The sequence below is a fragment of the Pseudomonas simiae genome (assembly GCF_900111895.1).
In the GTDB taxonomy this organism is placed as follows: Bacteria; Pseudomonadota; Gammaproteobacteria; order Pseudomonadales; family Pseudomonadaceae; genus Aquipseudomonas; species Aquipseudomonas simiae.
In genome coordinates this window covers 669,247-696,238 of sequence record NZ_FOKB01000003.1, presented here as the reverse complement: position 1 = coordinate 696,238, position 26,992 = coordinate 669,247, and the positions used below count along the sequence as shown (strand labels likewise).

Here is a 26,992-nt window from a genome sequence, read left to right as displayed (position 1 = left end):
CCGGCTTGCCGGCTCCTGCAGTGGGCCATCCGTTAGTCTTTTTTCAGCTTCGGGTTAGGAAAGAACTGCACCGCCTGCACCTTGGGGTCCGCAGGCGCTTTCAACGCCGACGTGTTCACCCGTGTGCCCAATTCCTTGGGGACCGACAACCCTTGGTCATTCAGCGTGTCGGTGTAACCGCAGGCCACGCACTCGCGATGCGGCACGTTGTCCTCGGTCCACATCTTCAACTTGTCCGGCTCGCTGCACGCCGGGCAGACCGCCCCGGCGATAAATTGCTTTTTAGTAATCACAGGCCCTTCACTCATGCTGCCGCGTCCTCACTCAGGCCGCTGTGGCGCAAGAGTGCGTCAATCGACGGCGCACGTCCGCGGAAGTCGACGAACAGCACCATCGGCTCCTGAGAACCGCCACGCGCCAGGATTGCCTCGCGGAAGGCGCGGCCAGTCTCAGCGTTGAGCACGCCCTCTTCTTCAAACTTGGAGAAGGCATCCGCCGACAGCACTTCGGCCCACTTATAGCTGTAGTAACCCGCGGCGTAACCACCGGCGAAGATGTGCGCGAAGCTGTTCGGAAAACGGTTGTAGGCCGGTGGACGCATCACCGACACCTCATCGCGCACGCCTTCCAGCACTTGCGCCACGCTGCGGCCATCACCGTGGGTGGCGTGCAGTTCAAAGTCGAACAGCGAGAACTCCAGCTGACGCACCATCATCAAACCAGACTGGAAGTTTTTCGCCGCAAGCATTTTTTCCAACAAGTCCTGGGGCAGTGGCTCGCCGGTTTCGTAGTGACCGGAGATCAGCGCCAGGCCTTCCGGCTCCCAGCACCAGTTCTCCATGAACTGGCTCGGCAATTCCACCGCATCCCAGGCCACGCCATTGATGCCCGACACGCCAGCATGTTCAACACGGGTCAACAGGTGGTGCAGGCCGTGGCCGAACTCGTGGAACAGCGTGGTGACTTCATCGTGGGTCAGCAGGGCAGGCTTGCCACTGTCGGCCGGGGTGAAGTTGCACACCAGGTTGGCCACCGGGCTTTGCAGCACGCCATCGATCGTGCGACGACGATCGCGGGCGCCGTCCATCCAGGCACCGCCACGCTTGTTGGCGCGGGCATAGAGGTCGAAGAAGAAGCGGCCGACGTGCTGGCCGTTTTCCTTGATTTCAAACAGGCGGACATCCGGGTGCCAGGTGTCGAAGCCTTTCTGCTCGGCGATTTCGATGCCGTACAGGCGCTGCACGATGGCAAACAGGCCGCCCAATACTTTGTCGATCGGGAAGTAGGCGCGCAGGGCCTCCTGGGAAACGCTGTAGCGTTGCTCACGAAGTTTTTCGCCGTAGAAACCGCTGTCCCAGCTTTGCAGGTCCGCGCAGCCTTGTTCGGCGGCATAGGCCTTGAGCTGTTGCAGGTCCTGGGCGGCAAACGGCTTGCTGCGCTTGGCCAGGTCGCGCAGGAAGTTCAGCACCTGATCGCTGGACTCGGCCATTTTGGTGGCCAGGCTCAGTTCGGAGAACGACGCATACCCCAGCAGCTTGGCCAGTTCCTGACGCAGGTCGAGGATCTGTTCCATGACCGGACCATTATCATTCTGACCGGCATTCGGGCCTTGGTCCGACGCACGGGTACAGTAGGCCGCGTAGACTTCTTCACGCAGGGCGCGATCCTGGGCGTAGGTCATCACCGCGTAGTAGCTGGGGAATTCCAGGGTGATCAGCCAGCCGTCGAGGCCTTTGGCCTGTGCGGCGGCCGCCATTTGCGCCTTGGCCGAATCGGTCAGGCCGGCGAGGGTGGCTTCGTCGGTAACGTGTTTGGTCCAGGCCTGGGTGGCATCCAGCAACTGGTTGGAAAATTTGCTGCCCAACTCGGACAGTTTGCTCTGCACTTCGGCGTAACGCTTTTGCTGCTCCGGCGGCAAATCGATACCCGACAGGCGGAAATCACGCAGGGCGTGTTCCAGGATGGTTTTTTGCGCCACGTCGAAACCGGCGGCTTCCGGGCTGTTGGCCAAGGCTTCGAAAGCCTGGAACAATTCGCGGTTCTGGCCCATCTCGGTGGAGTAAGCACTCAACGCCGGCAGGCAGCCTTCGTAGGCTTCGCGCAGTTCGGCGCTGTTGCACACGGCATTGAGGTGGCTGACCGGGCTCCAGGCGGCACCCAGGCGGTCATTCAGTTCATCCATCGCCAGGACCAGCCCGGCCCACGTCGGATGTTTACCCTGGCTTTGCAGGATGCCTTCGATGGCGACACGGTTGTCGGCGAGGATCTGTTCGATGGCCGGCTGGACGTGCTCGGCACGGATCGCCGAGAACGGCGGCAGGTCGTAGGACTGCAGAAGCGGGTTGTTCGCGCTCACGGTTGGCACCTTGGCTGAAGAAATAGGTAAGAACAAAGATGGGGCCATCTTAATTACAATCAACGCCCACCGCAGCTATCAGCAGAAGAGAGAGAGGCTATCGTGACCCTTCGCACCTACCAAAACCATACGCCAACCCTGGGCGCCGGGGCTTTTGTCGATATTTCGGCGGTGGTGATCGGCGATGTCGAAATCGGCGTCGACAGCTCGGTCTGGCCGCTGACCGTGATTCGCGGCGACATGCACCGCATCCGCATCGGTGCACGCACCAGCGTGCAGGATGGCTGCGTGCTGCACATCACCCACGCGGGTCCCTTCAATCCGGATGGCTTCCCACTGCTGATCGGCGACGATGTGACCATCGCCCACAAGGTCATGCTGCATGGCTGCACTGTGGGCAATCGCATCCTGATCGGCATGGGCAGCACCGTGATGGACGGGGCGGTGGTGGAAGACGACGTGATCATCGGCGCCGGCAGCCTGGTGCCGCCCGGCAAGAAACTCGAAAGCGGCTTCTTGTATGTAGGCAGCCCGGTTAAACAAATCCGCCCGCTGACTGACAAGGAACGCGCCTTTTTCACCTACAGCGCCGCGAACTACGTGAAGCTCAAAGACCTGCACCTGGCTGAAGGATTCGACCGATGACTCTGCATTACCAAACCGTGCTGTTCGACCTGGACGGTACCCTCACTGACCCGCGCGAGGGCATTACCCGTTCGATCCAATATGCCCTCGGCAAACTGGGGATCGACGAGCCGGACTTGACCCAGCTGGAACATTTCATCGGCCCGCCGTTGCTGCAAGCGTTCATGCAGTTCTACGGTTTTGATGAAGCCAAGGCGTGGGAGGCGGTGAATTTCTACCGCGAGCGTTTCAAAGTGACCGGCCTGTATGAGAACCGCGTGTTCGAGGGCGTGATGCCGTTGCTGGAGGACTTGAGCGGCCAGGGACGCCAGCTCTACGTCGCGACGTCCAAGCCTTGGGTGTTCGCTCGCGAGATCGCCCGGCACTTCGATTTCGCCAAGCACTTCAAGGTCATCTACGGCAGCGAACTGGACGGCACGCGCACCAACAAAGTCGAACTGATCGCCCACCTGATGAGCGAGGAAGGCCTGGACCCGGCCACCACCCTGATGATTGGTGACCGCAAGCATGACCTGATCGGTGCGCACAGCAATGGGCTGGATTCGGCAGCGGTGGGGTACGGTTTTGGCAGTTTTGAAGAGTTGAATGCCGAGGCGCCAACCTGGCATTTTGAGACATTGGCCGAGATGCACCAGGCGTTTATGCAGCGTTCTTGAGATAGCTTTCGCAGGCACGCCAGCCCCTACATTTTGACCGGTGTACCCAGGACCAATGTGGGAGCTGGCTTGTCTGCGATGAGGCCCTAAAGCCCGGCACCTTCCAACTGTTTCAACGCCGCCTTGCGCTGCTCCACCGGCAACCCGCCCAGCTTCTCCACCGCCGCATAAAACCGCACCCAATCCCCACCTTCCTGCGCAAACAACGCCGCAAACGCCGGTACCCACTGGTCATACAACCCAAACGGTAACAACCGCGCATTGTTCATGGGCTGGTTTATCCAGGCGTCATAACGCTTATCCCCGCCCCATTGGTTATCACGCAGGTGTCGATAATCGGCGCGCAAACGCTCGAACTGAGCCGCCTTGGCCTGACGCATCGCATCCTTAGCCAACGGCTGGGCGTAGAGCGTTTCCAAGCGTCGACGGGTATCGAGGACCAGTTGGATAAACTGATCACGTTGCTTGGACGTCGACAGGCTATCTGGCGCCAGCCCCCGCGCAGCGCGCCATTGGCGTGCACCTTCCTGCTCAACGAAATTGGCAAACGACTCGTTGAATTCGGTGTCGTCCTTCACATAGAAACGCTGGTGCGCCAGCTCATGGAAGATCAGCGTGGCCAGGCGCTCATCGCCCCAGTTCATCATCGAATTCATGATCGGGTCATTGAACCAGCCCAAGGTGGAGTAAGCCTCAACGCCACCTATCGACACGTCCATACCCCGCTGCTTCAACAACGCTGCCTCGCCACGCGCCGCGCCCTGGTTGTAGTAGCCGCGATAGGCCACACAACCGGCAATGGGGAAGCAATGGGTTTCGGGGGACAGGGAAAATTCCTGCGTGGCGAAGACATTCCAGACCACATAGGGCCGGCCGATATCGGCGTACAACTTGTAACTCTGGTTGTCGGGCAGGTGCAGATGTTCACTGGCGAACGTGCGCGCCCGCTGAGATTGCACCAGGTGCTCGCGCAATAACGCAGGGCGTGTGGGGTCGGCAATCACCTGCGCCACCGGCTCACGAGCCCGCAGCAATTGCCACTGACCGCTGGCCAACTGACCGTAATAACTGACACTGGAGCAGCCGCTGAGCAGCACAACCAACAACCCTGGAAGAAAACGCCTGACCATGCCCCGACCGCTCCTGGGTAATTTGCTCGCCAGACTATCGCGCCTGTGTGGAATTTTTCCATGGCATGACGTGTTTATACTCATAGGGAGTCTGTTGCCGTCGGCGCCAGGCTCAATACTTCCTTCCCATTGAGTGCCTGCCATGCGCCAGCTCTTGCTTCCCGTCGCCGCCCTGTTTCTCGGTGCCTGCACCACAACGCCCGTACCACCGGTGGACCCGCAGCAAGCCTGGGTCGATTTCACCACGCCGACACCGGGCTCCAAGCTGGTCATGGCGCAGCGTCTGGACGGCAAGAACCTGGCTGACGGACGTTTCTTCCAATTCCCGCCCGGCCATCACGAACTGATGGTGCGTTTCGACTTTGAAGTCCCGGCAGGCGGCGGGCTGGGTGGGCTGAGCCAGATGATGTACCGCACTTGCTTCATGACCCTGGAATACGATCACTTCCAGGCCGGCCAGCGCTATGTGCTGGAAGGCCGCTCGCTGGCCTTCACGCCGAATATCCGGCTGTACGACTCGGCGCGTCAGTTGCTCGCGGAAGAACGCAGCGTCAACTGCATCTGATCAGTCGTTGTTCTTCTGGTAGACGATGGCCTTGGTGCCGTTCTCACAGCTGCCGACGACCATGGCGCTGTCGTGTTTGTCGGCTTCTTCCTTGCTGACGATTTCCAGGGTGTACGAAGGAACCGCATTCGCCTGGATCTTGACCTCGATCTCTTTCCTGAGCTCTTCACAATCTTTTGGAGCGGCCACGGCCGAAGTGGCCAATACACCGCAGATGATCGCCAAGGCAAAACGTTTCATGTGTGAAGCTCCCTGAATGCACTGCGCACGGATGTGCGCCTAGACTGCATAGGCTATAGGACCACATCGGTGAAATACGAGTTCTGATTTAACGCATAACTAAATGTCTGAACACACCTCTGTGGGAGCAGGACTTGCCCGCGGTGCGTCGCCTCGGTTTCGCAATGACGTCGAGGTGATGCGTTCGCAGGCAAGCCAGCTCCGACAAAAGCCGGCGCCTATCGCTACAGGGGCGTCAGTTTACGAGCGTGGCATCCAGGCTGATTTTCGCATTCAGTACCTTGGACACCGGGCACCCTTCCTTGGCTTTCTTGCTCAACTCGTCGAACTGCGCCTGGCTCGCGCCAGGGATCTTGGCCTTGAGGATCAGGTGCACGGCGGTGATCGCGAAGCCACCGTCGACCTGGTCGAGGGTTACTTCGGCCTGGGTGTCGATGCTGTCAGCCTTGAGCCCGGCATCGCCAAGAATCATGGAAAAGGCCATGGAGAAACAGCCCGCGTGGGCTGCACCGATCAGTTCTTCCGGGTTGGTGCCTTTGCCACCCTCGAAACGCGCCTTGAAGCCGTAAGGCGCTTCACGTAGCACACCGGTTTCCGTGGAAATAGAACCCAAGCCCGTCTTCAGGTCACCTTCCCAATGCGCGGATGCTTTTTTAACGATACTCATAGCGGTCTCCTCGAACGGTGGTTTTGCGTCAGTAAGGGTTCTGAGGATAGACGGCGTGGCAAAGTTCATCTTGTCGGAGAAACCGAGTGATTCAGTAGGAAATTTCCAGTCCCACTATTGAATCTCGGGTATATGCCCTCATTGCATGGGTATGCACATGAAGCGGCAGGTTTTGGTTCGTCTAAAAAGCCTGCGGCCCCCTTGGAGAAGCAGGCTTATGAAATCGCTGTCCGACGTAAAGTTCTCGACCCTCGACCTGGTGCCCGTGCGGGCCAACGGCAGTCCGGCGCAGTCGCTGCGCAATTCCCTGGACCTGGCCCAGCATGTGGAAAAGTTTGGCTACAACCGTTTCTGGGTGGCTGAACACCACAATATGGATGGCATCGCCAGTTCAGCCACCTCGGTGTTGCTCGGTTACCTGGCCGGCGGCACCTCGACGATTCGTGTCGGTTCCGGCGGCGTGATGCTGCCCAACCACGCGCCTCTGGTGATCGCCGAACAGTTCGGCACCCTGGAAAGTCTCTACCCCGGCCGCATCGACCTGGGCCTGGGCCGCGCGCCCGGCTCCGATCAGATGACCGCCCGCGCCCTGCGCCGTGAGCGCTCCGGCAGTGCCGACGATTTTCCGGAAGACGTGGCGGAGCTGATGGCCTACCTGGGCCCGCGCACGCCCGACCAACGGGTGATCGCCGTTCCCGGCACCGGCACCAACGTGCCGGTGTGGCTACTGGGCTCCAGTCTATTCAGCGCACAGTTGGCGGGCGAACGCGGTTTGCCCTACGCCTTTGCCTCGCATTTCGCACCGCGCCTGATGCATGAAGCGATTCGCGTGTACCGCAATCACTTCAAGCCTTCTGCCGTGCTGGACAAACCCTACGTGATGCTCGGTATTCCGTTGGTGGCGGCGGACACCGATGAACAGGCCGACTACCTGGCAACCTCGGTCTACCAGCGCATCCTCGCCCTCATGCGTGGACAAAGCCTGGTGCAGCGCCCGCCCGTGAAAACCATGGACGGCCTGTGGCTGCCCCACGAAAAAGACGCCGTCGGCAGCTTCCTCGGCCTGGCAATGGTGGGCAGCCCTGCGAAGATCCGCGCCAAACTGGAGGTGCTGATCGAGCAAACCGGTGCTGATGAGCTGATTTTTACCTGCGACCTGTACGAGCACGCCGACCGGATTCATTCCTACGAGTTGCTGGCGCAGTTAATGAAGGGCTAAAACCCTCAGGCAAAAAAAACCGACGCATCGCGTCGGTTTTTTATGTCCGCAACACAGGGTTAACCGCGCTTGTAGGCGATTTCCTTGGTGCCAGCTTCGCAGGTGCCGACCACTGTGTGGTCGCTCGGCGCAGCACCTTTATCCACCACTTCCAACGAATAACCCGAAGCGCCCTTGGCGTCGATTTTCGCCGCAATCTCGCTTTTGAGCTCTTCACAAGGCTTGCCCGCCGCCAGGGCCGTGCCTGCAATGCTCAACAAACCTACCGCTAACAGGAACTTCTTCATCCGTTACTTTCCTTGCGCTGATCTAAAAGAGCGTGCCGACGCTTGTGGCATCGGCACCCATTGGTTGTAGCGCAGGTTATGGCAATCGGCCAGTCAGCAAGTTCAACCGGTGCGATCAACTACTGGCAATTCGGAACCCCACCTTGAGGGTGACCTGAAAGTGCGCGGCCTTGCCGTCTTTGATGTGCCCGCGGGTTTCGGTCACCTCGAACCATTCCAAATGCTTGATGCTCTTGTTGGCCTCGGCCAGCGCATTATTGATGGCGTCTTCGATGCTGGAGGTGGACGAGCCCACCAGTTCGACTTTCTTGTAGGTGTGATGATCACTCATGGCAACTCTCCTAGGGGTCGTAAAGCAAGCGTAGCAGTCAATGTGCGTACTGCTTCTGGCGGCCGTTTCTACCTGAAAGTTCATATTTACTGCACTTTCTGAAACGGCCGCAGTCGGTATCTACACACGCCACTCAATCACTTCAGGAGAGTCCACATGGCCAACACTTCTTTACGCAAAGCGTCGCTGGAAAGCATGGAAGCCGAGATTTCGAGCCTGCTCAAGTCTCTGGAAAGTCTCAAGGACGATGCATCCGACGAGTCGCGCAAAACCTTGAAGGCGCTGAAGAGCAATGCGGAGAATGCCCTCAAGCACTCCCGCCACCTGATCAGCGACGCCTACGAAGAAAGCAAAGTCAAAATCCGCGAAACCGGTGTTGCAACCCGGGACTACGCACAAGAGCACCCATGGACAACGGCCGGCGTTGCCGTCGGTGCACTGGGTCTGCTCGCGGCTTATCTGCTGTGCAAACGCGGCGATTAAATAGGTTCGCGCTGTAGCTCAGCCTTGAGCCACTGCGCCAGTTGCCCGGCGCGCCCATCTGCGGCGCGTTTGGGCAGCCACAGCGCCAGGTGCGCCGGGGTTTCGCTGAAACCCCACGGCGCCACAAGGCGACCCGCCCGCACGTCCTCGGCCACCAGCGGCTGCGGGGCAATCGCCACGCCCAACCCTGCCACGGCCGCCTCCAGCAAGTAATACAAATGCTCAAACCCCTGGCCGTGCTTCAGCGCGCCGGGCTCAATGCCGTGCTGCGCTGCCCAACTGGGCCAGGCTTGCGGCCGTGACGTGGTGTGCAACAGCTTTTCGCCACACAAAGCCTCAGCAGGTGCATCGCGCAAGTGTGCATAGCCGGCAAAGCGCGGGCTCATCACCGGGCCGATGCGTTCACTCGCCAGCTCATACACCTGCATGTCCGCCGGCCAAGGCGGTTCAGCGAATACCAGCAGCGCGTCCAGGCCCGGGCGGCGAGGGTCCAGATCACCATCCCCCGCCGACAAATGCAGGCGCAGATCCGGCAGGTCAGCGTTCAAGCGGCCCAGGCGCGGGATCAACCAGCGCGCCAGCAGGCTGCCCGAACACCCGAGCACGAAAGGCGCATCGGCGCTGGCCTGGGTCAACTCGGCGCACACATCGCGCAGCCGCTCAAAGGCTTCGGCGCTGGCATCCCGCAGGCGAACGCCCGCATCTGTGAGTTTAAGGCCGCGCCCATCCTTGACGAACAAGCTGATCCCCAGATGCTCTTCCAGCACCTTCAACTGCCGACTGACAGCGCCGTGGGTAACATGCAATTGCTCGGCGGCCTGGCTGACGCTGTTCAAGCGCGCAGTCGCCTCAAAGGCACGCAAGGCATTGAGGGGCGGAAGGTCTCGGCTCATCTGTGAGTTTTCCTGACAGGTTACGGCGATCTTATCGGTTTTCAGCGCAGAGCGTCAGGGGTAGAGTGGCCCTCATTGCTTCCTACATCCTTTCTTTCCTGGAGCCTCCTATGACTCAGTCCCAGACCGATCTACGCCACGGCCCAGACGCCAACGGCCTCTTTGGCGCGTTCGGCGGCCGTTACGTCGCTGAAACCCTGATGCCGTTGATCCTCGACCTGGCCCGCGAATACGAAGCGGCCAAGGAAGATCCTGCATTCAAGGAAGAATTGGCCTACTTTCAGCGCGACTACGTCGGCCGCCCAAGCCCGCTGTATTTCGCCGAACGCCTGACCGAATTCTGCGGCGGCGCCAAGATCTACCTCAAGCGTGAAGAGCTGAACCATACCGGCGCGCACAAGATTAACAACTGCATCGGCCAGATCCTGCTGGCACGGCGCATGGGCAAGAAACGCATCATCGCCGAAACCGGCGCCGGCATGCACGGCGTGGCCACTGCCACCGTGGCGGCGCGCTTCGGCCTGCAATGCGTGATCTACATGGGCACCACTGACATTGAGCGTCAACAGGCCAACGTGTTCCGCATGAAGCTGCTGGGCGCTGAAGTGATCCCGGTGGTCGCCGGCACCGGCACGCTCAAAGATGCCATGAACGAAGCCCTGCGTGACTGGGTGACCAATGTCGACAGCACCTTCTATCTGATCGGCACTGTGGCCGGTCCGCACCCATACCCGGCGATGGTGCGCGACTTCCAGGCCGTGATCGGCAAGGAAACCCGCGACCAGCTGCAAGCTCAGGAAGGCCGCCTGCCAGACAGCCTGGTAGCGTGCATCGGCGGCGGTTCCAACGCCATGGGCCTGTTCCACCCGTTCCTCGATGACCAGAGCGTGGAAATCATCGGTGTTGAAGCCGCCGGCCACGGTATCGAAACCGGCAAGCACGCCGCCAGCCTCAACGGCGGCGTACCCGGCGTACTGCACGGCAATCGCACCTTCCTGTTGCAGGACGACGACGGCCAGATCATCGACGCCCACTCGATCTCCGCAGGCCTGGATTATCCCGGCATCGGCCCGGAACATGCGTGGTTGCATGATATCGGCCGCGTTCAGTACACCTCGGTGACGGACGACGAAGCCCTCGACGCCTTCCACAAATGCTGCCGCCTGGAAGGGATCATTCCTGCCCTGGAAAGCGCCCACGCCCTGGCCGAAGTGTTCAAACGCGCCCCCACCCTGCCGAAGGATCATCTGATGGTGGTCAACCTGTCGGGCCGTGGCGATAAAGACATGCAAACCGTGATGCACCACATGGAACTCTCTCTACAAGAGAAAACGCAGCAGGAGAAACACTGATGAGCCGCCTGCAAACCCGCTTCGCACAGCTTAAAGAACAAAACCGCGCCGCCCTGGTGACCTTCGTCACCGCTGGCGACCCTGGCTATGACACCTCGCTGGCCATCCTCAAGGGCTTGCCAGCCGCCGGCGCCGATGTGATCGAGTTGGGCATGCCCTTCACCGACCCAATGGCGGACGGCCCGGCGATCCAGCTGGCCAACATCCGCGCGCTGGAAGCCAAGCAGAACCTGGCAAAAACCCTGCAGATGGTCCGCGAGTTCCGCAAAGACAACAACGACACGCCGCTGGTGTTGATGGGCTACTTCAACCCGATCCACAAATACGGCGTGCCGCAGTTCATCGCCGACGCCAAGGAAGCCGGCGTGGACGGCCTGATCGTGGTCGACATGCCGCCCGAACATAACGGCGAACTGTGCGACCCGGCCCAGGCCGCTGGCATTGATTTCATCCGCCTGACCACGCCGACCACCGACGATGTGCGTCTGCCGACCGTGCTCAACGGCAGCTCCGGCTTTGTGTACTACGTGTCGGTGGCTGGCGTGACCGGTGCCGGCGCCGCGACCCTGGAGCACGTCGAAGAAGCCGTGACCCGCCTGCGTCGCCATACCGACCTGCCGATCAGCATCGGTTTTGGTATCCGCACCCCGGAACAAGCGGCGGCCATCGCGCGCTTGGCTGACGGTGTGGTGGTAGGTTCGGCACTGATTGATCACATCGCCAATGCCAAGAATGACCAGCAAGCCATCGATGGCGTGTTGACCCTGTGCGCGGCGCTGTCGGAAGGCGTGCGTAACGCTCGTAAGTAAAGGCCCCGTAAGCAGTGGGTAAAGTTCCTGATACAGAGGAATCAACCCGCCAAGGCACGGCCTAAACAGCAAGACCAAGGGATTTCGAACCTCGTTCGAGATCCCTTTTTTGTTTGCGTGCCCTGAGGAATACCCAATGAAAATGCCCTACTCCGTGATTGCCGGCCTTGGCGTGCTGGTGCTTGGCGCCAGCGCCCTGGTGCAGGCCGCGCCTTTTGACCAAGGCGGTCCTGACCGTGGCGGCCCACAGGGCCAGCACGAACAACATCGCGACGACCCACGCGGCCCGCAGGACAACCGTCGCGGCGGCCCGCCCCAGGACTTCGGCCCGGTACGGCAGATCATCCACGACAACCACGGCCAGTTCGCCCGTGGCGCACCGCCACCACCGAATGTGCGCCTGGTGCGTGGCCAGCCGCTGCCCCGTGGCTACTACGGCGAACGCCTCGACAATCGCGCCCTGGCGCGCCTGCCGGTGTATCCCGGTTATGAATGGCGCCGTTCGGGGCCGGATGTGGTGTTGATCGCCGTGGGTACGGGCATCGTCTACGAGATCCTCGACGGCGTCCTCAACTGAAACCCACCCACTGTAGGAGCCGGCTTGCCGGCGATGGCGGTAAGCCGGCTCCTAAAGGGCTGTGGTTATTTGAGTTCGATGCGTTCGACTTTGCCTACGAGCAATACGTAGGACAGCGCTCCGAGCAACGCCAGCACCGCGATATAGGTAATGGCCGGCGCAAACGAGTCGCCACTGGCCAGAAAGCCAATCACGATTGGCGTGGCAATCGCCGACAGGTTGCCGATGAAGTTGAAGACCCCACCGGTCAGCCCCAAGAGGCGCGCCGGTGCCAGGGTCGACACCAGCGACCAGGTAATCGACGCCAACCCATTACCAAAGAACGCCACCGCCAGGAACGCAATTACCCACGCCGTCGAGTCCACATAGTTGGCGCCAATGATCGCCGTGGAGATCAGCAGCCCGCCAATGATCGGCAACTTGCGCGCAAAGCCCACCGACGCGCCGCGACGAATCAGCCAGTCGGAAAAGATCCCTGAGCACAGCACGCCGACAAACGCTGCAAGGAACGGCAGTGACGCCAGCAGGCCGGACTTGATGAAGTCCATGCCGCGGTATTTCACCAGGTAAGTCGGGAACCACGTCAGGAAGAACCACAGCGTGGAGTTCAGGCAGAACTGCCCCAGGTAGATGCCCCAGAGCTTGCGCTTGCTCAACACGATGCCCAAATCGACCCAACTGAAGGGTGCCTTGGCGGCTTTTTCCTGCATGTCCACCAACCCGCCACCTTCACGGATCAGGTCGATTTCAGCGGTGTTCGCGCCTTTGAAATCCTTCGGTTCGCGGTACACCGCGTACCAGATCACCGCCCACACAATCCCCACGCCACCGGTCGCGACAAACACCATGTGCCAGCCGAATGCATGCTGCAGCCAGGCCAGTACCGGTGTGAGGAATGCCAGGCCGACAAACTGGCCGGAGGTGTAGACGCCAATCGCTGTGGCGCGCTCGCGTTCGGGAAACCAGGTGGTGACCACGCGGCTGTTGATCGGATACGCCGGGGCTTCCAGCGCACCCACCGCCATGCGCAGAACAAACAGCGCGATAAAGCTAGCGGCAAAGCCGAGCATGACGGTGGCGATGGACCACAGCAGCAACGCAGCGGTGTACAGAATGCGTGGGGGCACACGGTCCACCAGCCAGCCACCAGGGATTTGCATGGCGGCGTAGGTCCAACCGAACGCGGAGAAAATCAGCCCGACGTGCACCGGATCGATGCCCAGTTCGCTGGTCAACGCCGGGGCGGCAATCGACAGGTTGCTGCGGTCGAGGTAGTTGATCACCACGGTGATGAACAGCAGCACCATGATGAAAAAACGCTTTCTGGTAGGCGTGACTAAAGAAGCCTGCCCGGTGAAGGATTCAGGGTGCATGGGGGTGCCTCTTCTTATGCTTATTGAGGTCTGAAATGGATCTGACTGAAGCAACCGGATCAATCATGTGGGAGCGGGCTTGCTCGCGAATGCGCTAGTTCAGCCCCAGATGTGTTGATTGACACACTGCATTCGCGAGCAAGCCCGCTCCCACATTTCTGATCGCGCTCCGTCAGTCAGGAATCACCACTCGGCGAAGCTGCCATCGGCATGCCGCCAGATCGGGTTGCGCCAGCGATGGCCGATGGCCGCGCGTTCGATCACGTATTCCTCATTGATCTCGATGCCCAGGCCCGGCCCGTTGGGGATCTTCACGAAGCCTTGGTCATAGTCGAACACGCCCGGATCGCGCACATAATCGAGCAGGTCATTGCTCTCGTTATAGTGAATGCCCAGGCTTTGCTCCTGGATAAACGCGTTGTAGCAGACCGCGTCCAGTTGCAGGCACGCCGCCAGGGCAATCGGGCCCAGCGGGCAGTGCAGGGCCAGGGCCACGTCGTAGGCTTCGGCCATGTTGGCGATCTTGCGGGTCTCGGTGATGCCGCCGGCGTGGGAGGCGTCCGGCTGGATGATGTCGACGTAGCCTTCGCTGAGCACGCGCTTGAAGTCCCAGCGCGAGAACAGACGCTCGCCCAGGGCAATCGGGGTGCTGGTCAGCGGCGCCAGTTCCTTGAGCGCTTCGTAGTTTTCGCTGAGGACCGGCTCTTCGATAAACATCAGCTTGTACGGGTCCAGCTCTTTCATCAGCACTTTGGCCATGGGCTTGTGCACCCGGCCATGGAAGTCGACGCCGATGCCGACGTTCGGGCCTACCGCATCACGTACGGCGGCGACGTTGGCCAGGGCCAGGTCGACTTTTTCAAAGCTGTCGACGAACTGCAGTTCTTCGGTGCCGTTCATTTTTACGGCGGTAAAACCTCGGGCCACGGCTTCTTTGGCGGCGCGGGCAGTGTCGGCCGGGCGGTCGCCGCCGATCCACGAATACACGCGGATCTTGTCACGCACCTGACCGCCGAGCAGGTCGCTGACCGACACACCCAGGGCCTTGCCCTTGATGTCCCACAGCGCCTGGTCGATACCGGCGAGTGCGCTCATGTGCACGGCGCCGCCCCGGTAGAAGCCACCGCGATAGAGCACGGTCCAGATGTCTTCGATATTGCGTGGGTCTTTGCCGATCAGGTAGTCGGACAATTCTTCGACGGCAGCCGCCACGGTGTGGGCGCGGCCCTCGACCACGGGCTCACCCCAGCCGGTCACGCCCTGGTCGGTCTCGACCTTGAGGAAGCACCAGCGCGGCGGAACGATAAAGGTCGTCAGTTTGGTGATTTTCATCTGTTATCTCTCTTATAGATGCGGCGCCTGGGGGCGCAAGACTTGAAGTCAGTTCAGGGCTTTCCAGGCGGCGACATAAGCCTGGGCGCGGCTCGCTACCTGATCCACTGTCATACCCGGTTTGAACAACCCGGAACCCAGCCCGAAGCCTTTGGCGCCGGCGTCGATGAACACCTGCATATTGTCCGGGGTGATGCCGCCCACCGGCAGCAACAAGGTGCCGGCCGGCAACACCGCCAACCACGCCTTGATCACCGAAGGGCCCATTTGCTCGGCGGGGAACAGCTTCAGCACGTCGGCGCCTTCAGCCAGGGCGGCGAACGCTTCGGTAGGCGTGGCCACACCCGGCGACAGGAACAGGCCTGCGGCTTTCGCGGCACGCAACACCTTGGCATCGCTGTGGGGCATCACGACCACCTGACCACCAGCCGCCTTCACCTGCTCGACCTGCTCAGGCAGCAACACCGTGCCGGCACCGATCAAGCAGTCGGCGGGCAGGCTGTCGCGCAGGGTGCGGATGCTGGTGTAAGGGTCGGGGGAATTCAGCGGGACTTCGATCACACGAAACCCGGCCTGGTACAGCACCTGGCCGACAGCCTCGGCTTCGTCCGGGCGAATGCCTCGCAGGATGGCGATCAAACCGTTTTGCGCGAGTGCTTGCTTGAGCATGTCAGGCCTCCAATACAGGTTGAGTGAGCCCTGCCGCCACGGCCAGTTGCCACAGGCCGCGCTCGGCAGCTTCCTGCGCCAGGCTGACGTGGGCAAAGCCGCAGAGGGCGAGGGCGCGTTGATAACGGGCGCAGAGAGGAGCGGCGCCGACCAGGATGATCGGCTTGTGTTTGGCGCTGTCGGGCAGGCCGGCGAGCTCATGTCCGATGAGCAAGCCGGACAGGTAGTCGGGCTGCTGGTCTGGGGCGAGTTCGCCGGTGAGCCCAAGGGTGCGGGCGCTGAACAAGGTGGACAACACGCCGCGCTGACCGTCATTCGAGCGCGCCACGTGTACGCCGCGGTCGAAGGCTTCGGCCTGGAATCGCTCGCTGGGTTGCTGGGTACGCCCGAGGATGCTGTGCTTGCTCAACACCGCAAACACCTCGCCGGTCATGAAGGTATCGAAGTGCGTGATACGGCCCTCGACCACCTCGACCCACTTGGAATGGCTGCCGGGCAGGCCGATCAACATGTCGGCGCCCAGCCCTTGCAGCACACCCAGCACTTGGGTTTCTTCGCCGCGCATCACGTTGGGCAAGCCGACCTGCTCGATCACGCCCGGCACGATGTGCACGTCCACACCACGCAGGCTGCGCACCTTATGCAGCGCTTGGCCGAGGCTGGCGACATCGACGGGGGTAGGGCGGTAGGCCGCTTCGCTCCAGCCCTGGGCGCTGCCGACCATGCCACAGGCGATCACCGGCAAACCCGGCTCGGCGTCGAGCCAATCTCCGCACGCCGCATCGAACGCCAACTCGAAGCCGTTGCCGCAACGCACACCGGCGATGTCCCGGGGCTCGCTGGGCAAATGCATGATGCCCCACGCCAGCGCGCGCTGTTCCAGCACCACGCCTGCGAGGCCGAGTTTATAAGCACGAAGGGAGCTGGTCCCCCAATCGAGCGCGATCAATTGCGCCTGCATCGCTTCACCTGAGTTCTGAGCGGATGCAGCGAATATAAACCTACGCGAGCGGAAGTCTCAATATATAAATATCAATCCCATATTTAGGGACAATATTTAAGAAAAGGCTGACAGGTTCAGCTCCCGCATCGCCCCCATCCAGACGGCATAGTCAGTGTGGTCCTTTAGGTCATCACCGGTTTCGGGGTGCAAAAAAACCACCAGCCCGTTGCGATGAATCACCAACCACGGCAACACCACACCGATGTATTCAGGATCGAACGCCAGCTGGCAGCTCCAATCCGGGTGCGGTCCCACCGGCCGTTCGTGCACACGGCCCATGCGCAGCGGGAAGAGTTTGGCGGCGTCTTCACACAGGCTGCGCGCTTGGTCGATAGTGCTCGCGTCGAAGTAGATATGGGCGTGATAGCCCTTGATACGTTGCATGACGGACTCCGGATCCCCTATGCGCCAGATGCTAGACCGCAATGGACGGCAGGGCCAGCCCGGTCAGCGACTGTGCGCTGCTGGCTTGTTCCGCCACCAACCATTCGACGAAGCGCTCGACCAACTGCCCCCTGCGTTTGCGCTGGGGTTGCACCACGTAATAGCCGAAGCGCGAGATCACGGTGTCGCTCAGCGGTCGGCACAACCAACCCTGCTCCAGCAGGTTATCCACCAAGTGGCGCCAGCCGATGGCCACGCCCTGGCCGGCAATCGCGGCTTGGATCAGCAGGGTGTAGTTGTCAAAACGCAGTTGGCCCGGCGTCGGCGCACTGGCGATGCCCAGTTCGCGAAACACGCCGCTCCAGTCGAACCACTGGCTGTTGTTTTCCTGGCGCAGGTGCAACAGTGGGAAATCGTGCAAATTTTGCACAGTCAGCGGCGTGGTCTGGTCCTTGAGCCATTGTGGACTGCACACCGGGAACACCTCCTCGTTGAACAGCCACAGGCTGTCGCCCTGCTTGAAACGGCCGTCACCAAACAACACCGCCACGTCAATATCGCTACGCAGGGTGGCGTGGTTGCGCTCGCTGGTCACCAGGCTTACATCGACCTGCGGGTTGGCCTTATGAAAGCGATGCAGGCGCGGCATCAGCCAATAGGCGGCGAAGGCGAAGTCGGTGGCGACTTGCAGCACTTCATGCTGGTCCTGCTGGGTGATGAGGCTCAGGCCCTGGTTGATCCCCTGCAACCCGCCTTGCACGTGCTCGAATAGCAGGGCGCCGGCGTCGGTCAATTCGATGCCTCGGTAGATGCGGTCAAACAGGCGGATCGCCAACTGTTCTTCCAGGCGCTTGATCTGCTGGCTGATGGCCGGTTGGGTGGTGCCCAATTCCATCGCGGCGGCGGTAAAGCTGCGATGACGTGCGGCGGCTTCGAAGGCACGCAGCAAATCGAGGGACAGGTCACCGAGGGCTTCATACATAAGCTGTGCTTATCCTAGACATTGCTTCTCATGGGCTTTACCCCACTTTTCATGGGCTGCATGCTCATTCGCATAAACACCGCCTATGGAATGCCGATAGATCATGAAGCGCAAGAACATTTTTTTCATCATGGCCGATCAAATGGCCGCACCGTTGCTTCCGTTCTACGGTTCTTCGCCTATCAAATTGCCCAACCTGAGTCGCCTCGCCGAGCAAGGCGTGGTGTTCGATGCCGCCTATTGCAACAGCCCGTTGTGTGCGCCGTCGCGCTTCACCCTGGTCAGTGGCCAACTGCCGAGCAAGATCGGCGCCTACGACAATGCCGCCGATTTCCCCGCCGATGTGCCGACCTATGCCCACTACCTGCGCCGCCTGGGCTATCGCACAGCGCTGTCGGGCAAGATGCATTTCTGCGGCCCCGATCAGTTGCATGGCTATGAAGAGCGCCTGACCAGCGACATCTACCCCGCCGACTATGGCTGGGCGGTGAACTGGGATGAGCCGGACGTCCGCCCCACTTGGTATCACAACATGTCGTCGGTGCTGCAAGCCGGGCCGTGCGTGCGCACCAACCAGCTGGATTTCGACGAAGAGGTGGTGTTCAAGGCCCAGCAATACCTGTTCGACCATATCCGTGAGGACGGCGACCAGCCGTTCTGCCTGACGGTGTCGATGACTCATCCCCACGACCCGTACACCATTCCCAAACCGTTCTGGGACCTGTACGACAACGCCGATATACCTTTGCCTACAACACCTGCGCAAGGCGATCTCGATCCGCATTCCCAGCGCCTGCTCAAGGTCTACGGCCTGTGGGACAAGCCGCTGCCTGTGGACAAAATCCGCGATGCACGCCGTGCCTACTTCGGCGCCTGCAGTTACATCGACAGCAACGTCGGCAAGCTGCTGCAAACCCTGGAAGACACCGGCCTGGCCGACGACACCATCATCGTGTTCTCAGGCGACCACGGCGATATGCTCGGCGAGCGCGGCCTCTGGTACAAAATGCACTGGTTTGAAATGGCCGCCCGCGTACCGCTGCTGGTCAGCGCGCCGGGGCAATTCGCAGCAGGCCGCGTGAGCAAAGCCGTGTCCACCGCCGACCTGCTGCCAACGCTGGTGGAACTGGCCGGCGGCGAGTTGGATCCGCGCCTGCCGCTGGACGGCCGTTCACTGGTCCCGCACTTGCAGGGGCAGGGCGGCCATGACGAAGTATTTGGCGAGTACATGGCCGAAGGCACCATCAGCCCGCTGATGATGATTCGCCGGGGCGCCTACAAATTCATCTACAGCGAAGACGACCCTTGCCTACTGTTCGATGTACACAACGACCCACGGGAGCAGGAAGACCTCAGCCAGTCGCCACACCATCAGGCGCTGTTTGCAGCCTTCCTGGACGAGGCGCGGGCCAAATGGGACATCCCGGCGATCCACCAACAGGTGCTCGCCAGCCAACGCCGCCGCCGTCTGGTGTTTGAAGCACTGACCCAGGGCAAGCTGAAGAGCTGGGATCACCAGCCACTGGTGGACGCCAGTCAGCAATACATGCGCAACCATATCGACCTCGACGACCTGGAGCGCAAGGCACGTTATCCACAACCCTGCCAAAACCAATAACACTGAGGGAAGGCCATGCAAAAGTTAACTGTGATGCTGGGGCTCTTGGCGCTGGGAAGCGCCAATGTTTACGCCGACGCCAGTTGTGAAACGGTAAAGATGGCCGATCCGGGCTGGAGCGATATCGCGGCCACCAATGCCATCACCGGTTTTCTGCTGACGGGCATGGGCTACAAACCCAAAGTCGACACCCTGGCGGTGCCGATCACCTTTGGCGGGCTCAAGGACGGCCAGGTGGATGTGTTCCTGGGCAACTGGATGCCGGCGCAGCAGGGCTTCTATGACAAGTTCGTGGCCAATGGCGACGTGGTTCAACTGGCGAAAAACCTCGACGGCACCGAGTTCACCCTCGCCGTGCCCGACTACGTATGGGATGCCGGGGTGCATGACTTTGCCGACTTGAACCACTATGCCGACAAGTTCGACAAGAAGATCTACGGCATCGGCTCCGGCGCGCCGGCGAATATCTCCCTGCAGGAAATCATCAAGAAGAACGACTTCGAGCTGGGCCAGTGGAAACTGGTGGAGTCCAGTGAACAGGCGATGCTCGCCGAAGTATCGCGGGCCGTTAAGAAGCAGAAATTCGTGACCTTCCTCGGCTGGACGCCGCATCCGATGAACGTGCAGTTGAAAATGCGCTACCTCAAAGGCGGCGAGAAATATTTTGGTGACACCGGCAGCGTGTATACCTTGACCCGCAAGGGCTACGCACAGGCCTGCCCGAATGTTGGAAAACTGCTGACCAACCTGAGTTTTACCCAGGAAATGGAAAACAGCATCATGGCCGAGGTGGCCAACAACAAGGTCAGCAATGCCGATGCGGCGAAAGCTTGGATCAAAGCTAATCCGGCGGTGTTGGATAAATGGCTGGAGGGCGTGAAGACCGTGGATGGCAAGGACGCGCTGGCCGCTGTAAAAGCCAAACTCTGAACGATACACAACCCCTTGTAGGAGCCGGCTCGCTGGCGAAGCCCTCGAAAACGCCGCGTTTTTTCACACAACCCGCGTTATCGTTACCCACCTTCGCTGGCAAGCCAGCTCCTACAGTATTTAGAGCAGTCCGATGCCCTGGCCCAACCGCCATACACTTTTCCCCTTCCTCGCCTGGCTCCCGCGCCAGACCCGCGCCAGCGTCGGCCGAGATGCGATGGTGGGCCTCAGCGGCGCAGTGCTCGCCTTGCCACAGTCTATTGCCTACGCGCTGATCGCCGGCCTCCCACCCGAATACGGCCTGTACGCCGCGATCATCCCGGTGCTGATCGCCTGCCTCTGGGGTTCCTCCTGGCATTTGATCTGCGGCCCCACAGCGGCGATTTCCATTGTGCTCTATGCCAGCGTCAGCCCGCTGGCCGTGCCGGGGTCGCAGGACTACATCACCCTGATCCTGTTGCTCACCTTTCTCGCCGGTGTTTTCCAGTGGCTGCTGGGCATGCTGCGCTTTGGTGCGCTGGTGAATTTTGTCTCCCATTCAGTGGTGCTCGGGTTCACCCTGGGAGCCGCTGTGGTGATTGCGCTCGGGCAACTGCCCAATCTGCTGGGGCTGGATTTGCCGAGCCAGGCCACGGCGATCAACAACCTGCTGACACTGATCCATCACAGCGGCGAATGGGACCCTGCGTCCGTCATTCTCGGGCTCGGTACCTTGCTGGTGGGTGCGTTGCTCAAATACCTCGTACCGCGCTGGCCGACCCTGTTGATCGCCCTGACGCTGGGCAGCCTGGTCACCTGGTTGTGGCCGGCAATGTTCGGGCATGTGGCGTTGGTCAGTTCCTTTATCGGCAAGCTGCCGCCGCTCAGCCCGTTGCCAATGGACCTGGACGTGATCCTGCGTCTGCTGCCGAGCGCCGTGGCGGTGGGCATGCTGGGGCTGGTGACCAGCCTGTCGATTGCCCGTTCACTGTCAGTGCGCTCGCAGCAATTGCTCGATGCCAACCAGGAAATCCGTGCGCAGGGTTTTTCCAACATCGTGGGCGGATTTTTCTCCGGGTATCTGTCAGCCGGCTCCTTTACCCGCTCCGGCCTCAGTTATGAGGCGGGCGCCTGTTCGCCGTTGGCTGGCGTGTTTTCTGCCTTATGGGTGGCGCTGTTTGCACTGTTTGGCGCGGCGCTGATCGCCCATATTCCGATCCCGAGCATGGCGGCGAGCATCTTGCTTATCAGTTGGGGGCTGGTGGACCGTCGCGGTATTCGGGCGTTATTCCGCGTCAGTCGCGCCGAGTTTGTGGTGATGAGCCTGACCTGCGTCGCCACCTTGCTGCTGGAGCTGCAAACAGCGATTTACGCCGGGGTGCTGGCGTCACTGTTTTTCTACCTCAAGCGCACTTCGCAGCCACGTGTCCAGCAATGGCGCGATGGCGATGAGGACGTGCTGCGCGTGGGCGGTTCGATCTTTTTCGGCGCCAGCCACTACCTGCAAGTGCGCCTGCAAAGCCTGCAGGGCAAACGGGTGGTGATCGAGGCGCAGCAGATCAACTTTATCGACTATTCCGGGGTGGAGATGCTGCACCAGGAGGCGCGGCGCTTGCGTGGGTTGGGACGCAGTCTGACGCTGCGCCGGGCCAGGCCGCAGGTGGTGGAGGAGTTGAGGAAGCTGGAAGGGGCCGACAATTGCCCCATCCATTTCCAAGCATCCATTGCCAAGACTGAACACCCTTAACGCTGTGGGAGCTGGACGTGCCCACCTCAAATAGCGTCAAGCCAACTGCCGGCGCAGCTCAGCCAGCACCGGCGCAGAATCCGGACGCACACCGCGCCACAAGTAGAAGGCTTCCGCCGCCTGCTCCACCAGCATGCCCAGGCCATCCATCGCCACGGATGCGCCATGCTCAGTGGCCCAGCGGCAGAACGCGGTCGGTTCCTTGGCGTACATCATGTCGTAGCAAAACGTCTTGCCCGGTTCGATCAGGCTGCTGGCAATCGGCGGTACATCGCCTGACAGGCTGGCGGACGTGGCGTTGATGATCACATCCACCGGCTCACGCAGCCAGTCGAAACCACTGGCGGACACCGGGCCCAGATCGTCGAACAACTCGGCGAGCATTTCGGCCTTTTCCACGGTGCGGTTGGCGATGATCAGCGAAGCAGGCTGTTCGGCCAGCAACGGTTCCAATGCGCCGCGCACCGCGCCGCCGGCGCCCAGCAACAGGATGCGCTTGCCTTGCAGGTTCAGGCCGGCATTGACCGTGAGGTCGCGCACCAGGCCGGCGCCGTCAGTGTTATCGCCCAGCAGGCTGCCGTCGGCCAGCTTGCTCAGGGTGTTCACCGCACCCGCACGTTGAGCGCGTTCGGTGAGGCTGTTGGCCAGGCGGTAAGCGTCTTCCTTGAACGGCACAGTGACGTTGGCGCCACGACCCTGTTGAAAAAACTCACGAGCACAGCCGGAGAAATCCTCCAATGGCGCCAGCAGGGTGCTGTAGTCCAGTTGCTCGCCCGTCTGCTCGGCGAACATCCGGTGGATCAGCGGCGACTTGCTGTGGCCGATGGGGTTGCCGAACACGACATAGCGGTCCATCAGACAGCCGCCTTGGGCGCGGCAAGGCCCAGCCAGTCACGGTCTTGCAGGAAGTAGTCGGTGAGACGCGCTTCTTCGCTGCCGGCTTCGGCCTTCCAGTCGTAGCTCCAGCGCACTTGCGGCGGCAGCGACATCAGGATCGACTCGGTGCGCCCGCCCGATTGCAGGCCGAACAAGGTGCCACGGTCGTAGACCAGGTTGAATTCAACGTAGCGGCCGCGGCGGAATTCCTGGAATTCGCGCTGCTGCTCGGTGTACGCGGTGGACTTGCGGCGCTGCACGATCGGCAGGTAGGCGTCGATGTAGGCGTCACCGATGGCGCGGATGAAGGCGAAGCAGGTGTCAAAGTCCCACTCGTTCAGGTCATCAAAGAACAGGCCGCCAATACCGCGCGGTTCGTTGCGGTGCTTGATGTGGAAGTAGGTGTCGCACCAGGCTTTGTAGCGCGAATACACGTCCGGCCCGAACGGCGCACAGGCCTGTTCGGCCACGCGGTGCCAGTGGATGCAATCGTCTTCGTTGCCGTAGTAAGGCGTCAGGTCGAAGCCGCCGCCGAACCACCACACCGGTTCTTCGCCTTCTTTTTCAGCGATGAAAAAGCGCACGTTGGCGTGGGACGTCGGTACGTGGGGGTTGTGCGGGTGGATCACCAGCGACACACCCAGGGCCTCAAAGCCACGACCGGCCAGCTCAGGCCGATGCGCGCTGGCGGACGGTGGCAGACCGCTGCCAAACACGTGGGAAAAGTTGACGCCGCCTTTTTCGATCACCGAACCGTTTTCGATCACACGGGTGCGACCGCCGCCGCCGGCAGGCCGGGTCCAGGCGTCTTCGATAAAGCGAGTGTCCGTCTCGAAGGTTTCCAGGGCGCTGCAAATGCGGTCTTGCAGGTCAAGCAGGTAGGCCTTTACAGCCTCGGTGCGGGTAGTCATGGCATCACCTTGAATCGGGCAAAGCTACGCGAGGCCATTGGGCGTCGGCGGCAAATGGGCGCACAGGATACCACTGCACCCGGTTGCGCCGCAGTTGACGAAGATCAAGCTTAGGAGTTCGATAGGCGGCTACGCGAGTTCGACCCAAGGAGAAGGCAGATGGCAAAACGTATCCAGTTCAGCGCCCATGGCGGTCCCGAAGTGCTTGAGTATGTGGACTACACCCCAGCGGAGCCTGGCCCGCAGCAAGTGCGCGTGCGTAACGAGGCGATCGGCCTGAACTTCATCGACACCTATTTCCGCAGCGGTCTGTACGCGCCGCCAGCCCTGCCATCGGGCTTGGGCGCAGAAGGCGCCGGCGTGGTCGATGCGGTCGGCAGCGAAGTCACCCAATTCAAGGTTGGCGACCGTGTGGCCTACGGCAGTGGTCCATTGGGTGCCTACAGCCAACTGCACGTGCTGCCGGCCGCCAATCTGGTGCATCTGCCGGACGAGATCAGCTTCGAACAAGCCGCCGGCGCCATGCTCAAGGGCCTGACCGTGCAGTACCTGCTGCGCCAGACCTATGCAGTGAAGGCCGGTGAAACCATCCTGTTCCACGCCGCTGCCGGTGGTGTGGGCTCGCTGGCCTGCCAATGGGCCAAGGCCCTGGGTGTGAAGTTGATCGGTACCGTGAGCTCGCCGGAAAAAGCCGCCCTGGCCAAATCCCTCGGCGCCTGGGAAACCATCGACTACAGCAAGGAAAACGTCGCACAGCGCGTGCTGGAATTGACCGACGGTAAAAAGGTACCGGTGGTGTATGACGGCGTCGGCAAGGACACCTGGTTGACCTCGTTGGACAGCGTGGCGCCGCGTGGGCTGGTGGTAAGTTTCGGTAACGCGTCGGGCGCGGTGGATGGGGTGAACCTGGGGATTCTGTCAGCCAAGGGCTCGCTCTACGTCACTCGGCCGACCCTGGCGACCTACGCCAACAACCCACATAACCTGCAGGCGATGGCGGATGACTTGTTCTCGATGATCAAGAGCGGCAAGGTGCGCATTGATATCAACCAGCGGTATGCGCTGGCGGATGCGGCCAAAGCGCAGACCGAGTTGTCGGGGCGGCGGACTACCGGTTCGACCATTCTCCTGCCATAAGGCTATAGCTCTCCGGGGTCAGTGAGGCCTCTTCGCGAGCAAGCCCGCTCCCAGATGTTGATCGGATTCCAACTGGAGGAACTCGATCGAACGGGGGAGCGGGCTTGCTCGCGAAGGCCACGACTCGGTCTCAGGAGGGCCGCACCACCTCACCCGTCACCAGATCACGAATCAGGCTCGGGTTCTTGCGCCCACCCAGGGCGCCACCCAACACCAGGTCCACCTGGCCACGGAAGTATTGCTCCACGCGAATCCGCGAGCGCGCCGCCGGACGGCCCTGCGGGTTGGCCGATGTGGAAATCAGCGGCCCTACCAGCGAACACAGGTCCCGCACCAGCGGATGGTCAGTCACCCGCAGCGCCACGGTGTCGTGCACACCCGTGACCCATTCCGGCAACAAGTCCTGATGGGGCACCAACCAGGTATTCGGCCCTGGCCAGGTACTGGCCATGCGATCGATCCAGTCCTGTGGGAAATCTTCGAACAGAAAGTCGAACTGACGGATGTTGTCCGCCACCAGGATCAGGCCCTTGTCCACCGAACGGTTCTTGATGGCGAGCAAACGGTCCACTGCTTCTTCGTTCCACGGGTCGCAGCCCAAGCCCCAAACCGCTTCGGTTGGATAGGCAATCACCGCGCCTGCGCGAATTTCTCGTGCGGTTTCCAGCACACGCCACCGGTTGACCATTGTTCACTCTCCAGACTAAAGCTCTGCGCAGTTTACCGATCTTCTTTACAAAACCTAGCGGCGCGCAAGCCAGCGCCCGCTTTCGCAGATGACCTGGCCTTCCAGCTCAAGCTCCGTCAGGGTCGCCAGCACTTGGGACAACGGCCTTGCGCTGGCAATCGCCAGGGCTTCACTGGTGTGGGGCGCCGCGTGCAGCAGCGCCACCAGCGGGTGGACCACCGGCATCGGCGCCGGACGAGACAATGCCTGCCAGCCACGCAACCCTTCCAGGATGTGCTCGATAGTTTCCACTAGCACCGCGCCATCGCGGATCAACTGGTGACAGCCCTTGGCGCCGGGATGATGGATTGAGCCTGGAATCGCATACACCTCGCGCCCCTGCTCGGCCGCCAGTTTCGCGGTAATCAGCGAACCGCTGGCCATGCTGGCTTCCACCACCAACACCCCCAGGGACAGCCCGCTGATGATCCGATTGCGTCGGGGGAAGTTACCCGCTTGGGGCGGCGCGTCCAGGGGGAACTCGGAAACCACGGCACTGCCTTGGTCAATCATCGCCGCCGCCAGCCGCCGGTGGCGCTGTGGATAAAAATTTTCAAGCCCTGTGCCGAGCACGCCAATTGTCTGGCCGCCCACATCCAATGCCGCCTGATGGGCTGCACCGTCAATGCCCAACGCAAGGCCGCTGGTGATGACAAAACCGGCGCTCGCCAGACTGCGCGAAAACGCTGCCGCCGTGTCCATGCCGGGGCGCGATGCACGACGACTGCCGACTATCGCCAGTTGCGGTTTTTCCAGGATCGAAGGGTCACCGGCGACGAATAACAGTGGCGGCGCATCATCGATCTGGGCAAGCAGTGCGGGGTAGTCCGGCTGGTCCCACATCAGCAATTGCTGGGCCGGACGCGCCAGCCAGGCCAATGCGTCGCTCGCACCGTCGCGGATTTCATGACTGCGTCGGGCATCGGCGCTGATGCAAGGCAACCCGAGCGAACGCCAGGCACTGGCAGGCGCACTGATGGCTTTTGAGGCAGAGCCGAACGCCTCGATCAACAAGCGAAAACGCTTCGGACCCAGTTCCGGCAGCCTGTGCAAGCGTAGACGCGCTTCCAGTTCTGAGGGGGATATTTCGTGGTTTTTTATCGGATACATCTGA

30 protein-coding genes are annotated in these 26,992 nt (G+C 61.3%); 12 read left to right on the top strand and 18 right to left on the bottom strand.

What is annotated here, in order from left to right; translation table 11 throughout:
• Positions 1–32 precede the first annotated feature (32 nt).
• The gene (locus tag BMZ57_RS13270; RefSeq protein ID WP_010207776.1) at positions 33–308 is read right to left on the bottom strand and encodes a YheV family putative zinc ribbon protein; all 276 of its coding nucleotides are present in this window, start codon (positions 306–308) and stop codon (positions 33–35) included.
• Positions 305–2,404 carry an oligopeptidase A gene (gene prlC / locus BMZ57_RS13265; protein WP_175439657.1) on the bottom strand — a complete coding sequence of 700 codons (2,100 nt, stop codon included), beginning with the start codon at positions 2,402–2,404 and terminating at the stop codon, positions 305–307. Before prlC ends, BMZ57_RS13270 begins: the two co-directional genes overlap by 4 nt.
• Positions 2,405–2,458: 54 nt before the next feature.
• Here prlC and BMZ57_RS13260 point away from each other — a divergent pair, with 54 nt between their 5' ends.
• A complete protein-coding gene (locus tag BMZ57_RS13260; RefSeq protein WP_042571114.1) occupies positions 2,459–3,001 on the top strand; it encodes a gamma carbonic anhydrase family protein in 543 nt (180 codons plus the stop codon).
• Positions 2,998–3,657, top strand: coding sequence for an HAD family hydrolase (locus BMZ57_RS13255; RefSeq protein WP_010207772.1), 660 nt, complete (start codon positions 2,998–3,000; stop codon positions 3,655–3,657). Before BMZ57_RS13260 ends, BMZ57_RS13255 begins: the two co-directional genes overlap by 4 nt.
• Positions 3,658–3,743: 86 nt before the next feature.
• Here the strand turns inward: BMZ57_RS13255 and BMZ57_RS13250 are convergent, their stop codons facing one another.
• Positions 3,744–4,787, bottom strand: coding sequence for an aminopeptidase (locus BMZ57_RS13250; protein ID WP_069672982.1), 1,044 nt, complete (start codon positions 4,785–4,787; stop codon positions 3,744–3,746).
• 142 nt (positions 4,788–4,929) lie between these two features.
• Between BMZ57_RS13250 and BMZ57_RS13245 the strand changes: the two genes are divergently transcribed.
• Positions 4,930–5,352, top strand: coding sequence for a PA0061/PA0062 family lipoprotein (locus BMZ57_RS13245; RefSeq protein WP_010207770.1), 423 nt, complete (start codon positions 4,930–4,932; stop codon positions 5,350–5,352).
• Here BMZ57_RS13245 and BMZ57_RS13240 read toward each other — a convergent pair whose 3' ends face one another.
• Both BMZ57_RS13240 and BMZ57_RS13235 read right to left on the bottom strand, forming a co-directional pair.
• Positions 5,353–5,592 carry a DUF1161 domain-containing protein gene (locus tag BMZ57_RS13240; protein WP_010207769.1) on the bottom strand — a complete coding sequence of 80 codons (240 nt, stop codon included), beginning with the start codon at positions 5,590–5,592 and terminating at the stop codon, positions 5,353–5,355.
• A 235-nt stretch (positions 5,593–5,827) separates the two neighbouring features.
• On the bottom strand, positions 5,828–6,259 hold the full coding sequence (locus BMZ57_RS13235) for an OsmC family protein (RefSeq protein ID WP_010207768.1): 432 nt from the start codon (positions 6,257–6,259) through the stop codon (positions 5,828–5,830).
• 217 nt (positions 6,260–6,476) lie between these two features.
• Here BMZ57_RS13235 and BMZ57_RS13230 point away from each other — a divergent pair, with 217 nt between their 5' ends.
• Positions 6,477–7,478 (top strand): LLM class flavin-dependent oxidoreductase, encoded by a 1,002-nt coding sequence (locus BMZ57_RS13230; RefSeq protein WP_021491416.1) that lies wholly within the window; start codon positions 6,477–6,479, stop codon positions 7,476–7,478.
• A 59-nt stretch (positions 7,479–7,537) separates the two neighbouring features.
• Here BMZ57_RS13230 and BMZ57_RS13225 read toward each other — a convergent pair whose 3' ends face one another.
• On the bottom strand, positions 7,538–7,765 hold the full coding sequence (locus BMZ57_RS13225) for a DUF1161 domain-containing protein (protein ID WP_010207766.1): 228 nt from the start codon (positions 7,763–7,765) through the stop codon (positions 7,538–7,540).
• A gap of 115 nt (positions 7,766–7,880) precedes the next feature.
• Positions 7,881–8,096: a dodecin gene (locus BMZ57_RS13220; RefSeq protein WP_007953919.1), complete on the bottom strand. Its 216-nt coding sequence runs from the start codon at positions 8,094–8,096 to the stop codon at positions 7,881–7,883.
• A 156-nt stretch (positions 8,097–8,252) separates the two neighbouring features.
• On the opposite strand from BMZ57_RS13220, the gene BMZ57_RS13215 reads away from it, so the two are divergent.
• A complete protein-coding gene (locus BMZ57_RS13215) occupies positions 8,253–8,579 on the top strand; it encodes an ElaB/YgaM/YqjD family protein (RefSeq protein ID WP_003170746.1) in 327 nt (108 codons plus the stop codon).
• On the opposite strand, the gene BMZ57_RS13210 is transcribed toward BMZ57_RS13215, so the two are convergent.
• Positions 8,576–9,472 (bottom strand): LysR family transcriptional regulator, encoded by an 897-nt coding sequence (locus BMZ57_RS13210; protein WP_044286393.1) that lies wholly within the window; start codon positions 9,470–9,472, stop codon positions 8,576–8,578. The two genes, BMZ57_RS13215 and BMZ57_RS13210, sit on opposite strands and share 4 nt — an antisense overlap.
• 110 nt (positions 9,473–9,582) lie before the next feature.
• On the opposite strand from BMZ57_RS13210, the gene trpB reads away from it, so the two are divergent.
• From trpB to BMZ57_RS13195, 3 genes are all read left to right on the top strand, one after another.
• Positions 9,583–10,824 carry a tryptophan synthase subunit beta gene (gene trpB / locus BMZ57_RS13205; protein WP_010207764.1) on the top strand — a complete coding sequence of 414 codons (1,242 nt, stop codon included), beginning with the start codon at positions 9,583–9,585 and terminating at the stop codon, positions 10,822–10,824.
• The gene (trpA, locus tag BMZ57_RS13200; protein ID WP_010207762.1) at positions 10,824–11,633 is read left to right on the top strand and encodes a tryptophan synthase subunit alpha; all 810 of its coding nucleotides are present in this window, start codon (positions 10,824–10,826) and stop codon (positions 11,631–11,633) included. Before trpB ends, trpA begins: the two co-directional genes overlap by 1 nt.
• Positions 11,634–11,769: 136 nt before the next feature.
• On the top strand, positions 11,770–12,210 hold the full coding sequence (locus tag BMZ57_RS13195) for an anti-virulence regulator CigR family protein (protein ID WP_010207760.1): 441 nt from the start codon (positions 11,770–11,772) through the stop codon (positions 12,208–12,210).
• Between the two features lie 65 nt (positions 12,211–12,275).
• On the opposite strand, the gene BMZ57_RS13190 is transcribed toward BMZ57_RS13195, so the two are convergent.
• From BMZ57_RS13190 to BMZ57_RS13165, 6 genes are all read right to left on the bottom strand, one after another.
• The gene (locus BMZ57_RS13190; protein ID WP_045791468.1) at positions 12,276–13,583 is read right to left on the bottom strand and encodes an MFS transporter; all 1,308 of its coding nucleotides are present in this window, start codon (positions 13,581–13,583) and stop codon (positions 12,276–12,278) included.
• Positions 13,584–13,766: 183 nt separating this feature from the next.
• A complete protein-coding gene (gene dgoD / locus BMZ57_RS13185; RefSeq protein WP_003170741.1) occupies positions 13,767–14,915 on the bottom strand; it encodes a galactonate dehydratase in 1,149 nt (382 codons plus the stop codon).
• Positions 14,916–14,963: 48 nt separating this feature from the next.
• Positions 14,964–15,584, bottom strand: coding sequence for a 2-dehydro-3-deoxy-6-phosphogalactonate aldolase (locus tag BMZ57_RS13180; RefSeq protein WP_010207755.1), 621 nt, complete (start codon positions 15,582–15,584; stop codon positions 14,964–14,966).
• 1 nt (position 15,585) lies between these two features.
• Entirely contained in the window at positions 15,586–16,545 is a 960-nt protein-coding gene (locus BMZ57_RS13175; protein ID WP_010207753.1) for a 2-dehydro-3-deoxygalactonokinase, read from the bottom strand.
• Between the two features lie 96 nt (positions 16,546–16,641).
• Positions 16,642–16,971 (bottom strand): DOPA 4,5-dioxygenase family protein, encoded by a 330-nt coding sequence (locus tag BMZ57_RS13170; RefSeq protein WP_010207752.1) that lies wholly within the window; start codon positions 16,969–16,971, stop codon positions 16,642–16,644.
• A gap of 31 nt (positions 16,972–17,002) precedes the next feature.
• Positions 17,003–17,953: a choline sulfate utilization transcriptional regulator gene (locus tag BMZ57_RS13165; protein ID WP_010207751.1), complete on the bottom strand. Its 951-nt coding sequence runs from the start codon at positions 17,951–17,953 to the stop codon at positions 17,003–17,005.
• Between the two features lie 103 nt (positions 17,954–18,056).
• Here BMZ57_RS13165 and betC point away from each other — a divergent pair, with 103 nt between their 5' ends.
• From betC to BMZ57_RS13150, 3 genes are all read left to right on the top strand, one after another.
• Complete coding sequence (betC, locus tag BMZ57_RS13160) at positions 18,057–19,571, top strand: choline-sulfatase (protein WP_069672981.1); 1,515 nt, start codon at positions 18,057–18,059, stop codon at positions 19,569–19,571.
• 15 nt (positions 19,572–19,586) lie between these two features.
• Positions 19,587–20,501 (top strand): choline ABC transporter substrate-binding protein, encoded by a 915-nt coding sequence (choX, locus tag BMZ57_RS13155; RefSeq protein WP_010207749.1) that lies wholly within the window; start codon positions 19,587–19,589, stop codon positions 20,499–20,501.
• Between the two features lie 133 nt (positions 20,502–20,634).
• Positions 20,635–22,227 (top strand): SulP family inorganic anion transporter, encoded by a 1,593-nt coding sequence (locus BMZ57_RS13150; RefSeq protein WP_010207748.1) that lies wholly within the window; start codon positions 20,635–20,637, stop codon positions 22,225–22,227.
• Positions 22,228–22,263: 36 nt separating this feature from the next.
• On the opposite strand, the gene aroE is transcribed toward BMZ57_RS13150, so the two are convergent.
• Complete coding sequence (aroE, locus tag BMZ57_RS13145) at positions 22,264–23,082, bottom strand: shikimate dehydrogenase (protein WP_010207747.1); 819 nt, start codon at positions 23,080–23,082, stop codon at positions 22,264–22,266.
• A complete protein-coding gene (gene hemF, locus BMZ57_RS13140; protein ID WP_010207746.1) occupies positions 23,082–24,014 on the bottom strand; it encodes an oxygen-dependent coproporphyrinogen oxidase in 933 nt (310 codons plus the stop codon). The genes aroE and hemF overlap by 1 nt, the downstream gene beginning before the upstream one ends.
• Before the next feature lie 159 nt (positions 24,015–24,173).
• Between hemF and BMZ57_RS13135 the strand changes: the two genes are divergently transcribed.
• Positions 24,174–25,151: a quinone oxidoreductase family protein gene (locus BMZ57_RS13135; RefSeq protein WP_010207743.1), complete on the top strand. Its 978-nt coding sequence runs from the start codon at positions 24,174–24,176 to the stop codon at positions 25,149–25,151.
• Between the two features lie 130 nt (positions 25,152–25,281).
• Here BMZ57_RS13135 and tsaC read toward each other — a convergent pair whose 3' ends face one another.
• Both tsaC and dprA read right to left on the bottom strand, forming a co-directional pair.
• Positions 25,282–25,839, bottom strand: a complete 558-nt coding sequence (gene tsaC / locus BMZ57_RS13130) for an L-threonylcarbamoyladenylate synthase type 1 TsaC (protein WP_010207742.1) — start codon at positions 25,837–25,839, stop codon at positions 25,282–25,284.
• Between the two features lie 54 nt (positions 25,840–25,893).
• Positions 25,894–26,988, bottom strand: coding sequence for a DNA-processing protein DprA (dprA, locus tag BMZ57_RS13125; protein ID WP_010207741.1), 1,095 nt, complete (start codon positions 26,986–26,988; stop codon positions 25,894–25,896).
• Between the last annotated feature and the right edge of the window lie 4 nt (positions 26,989–26,992).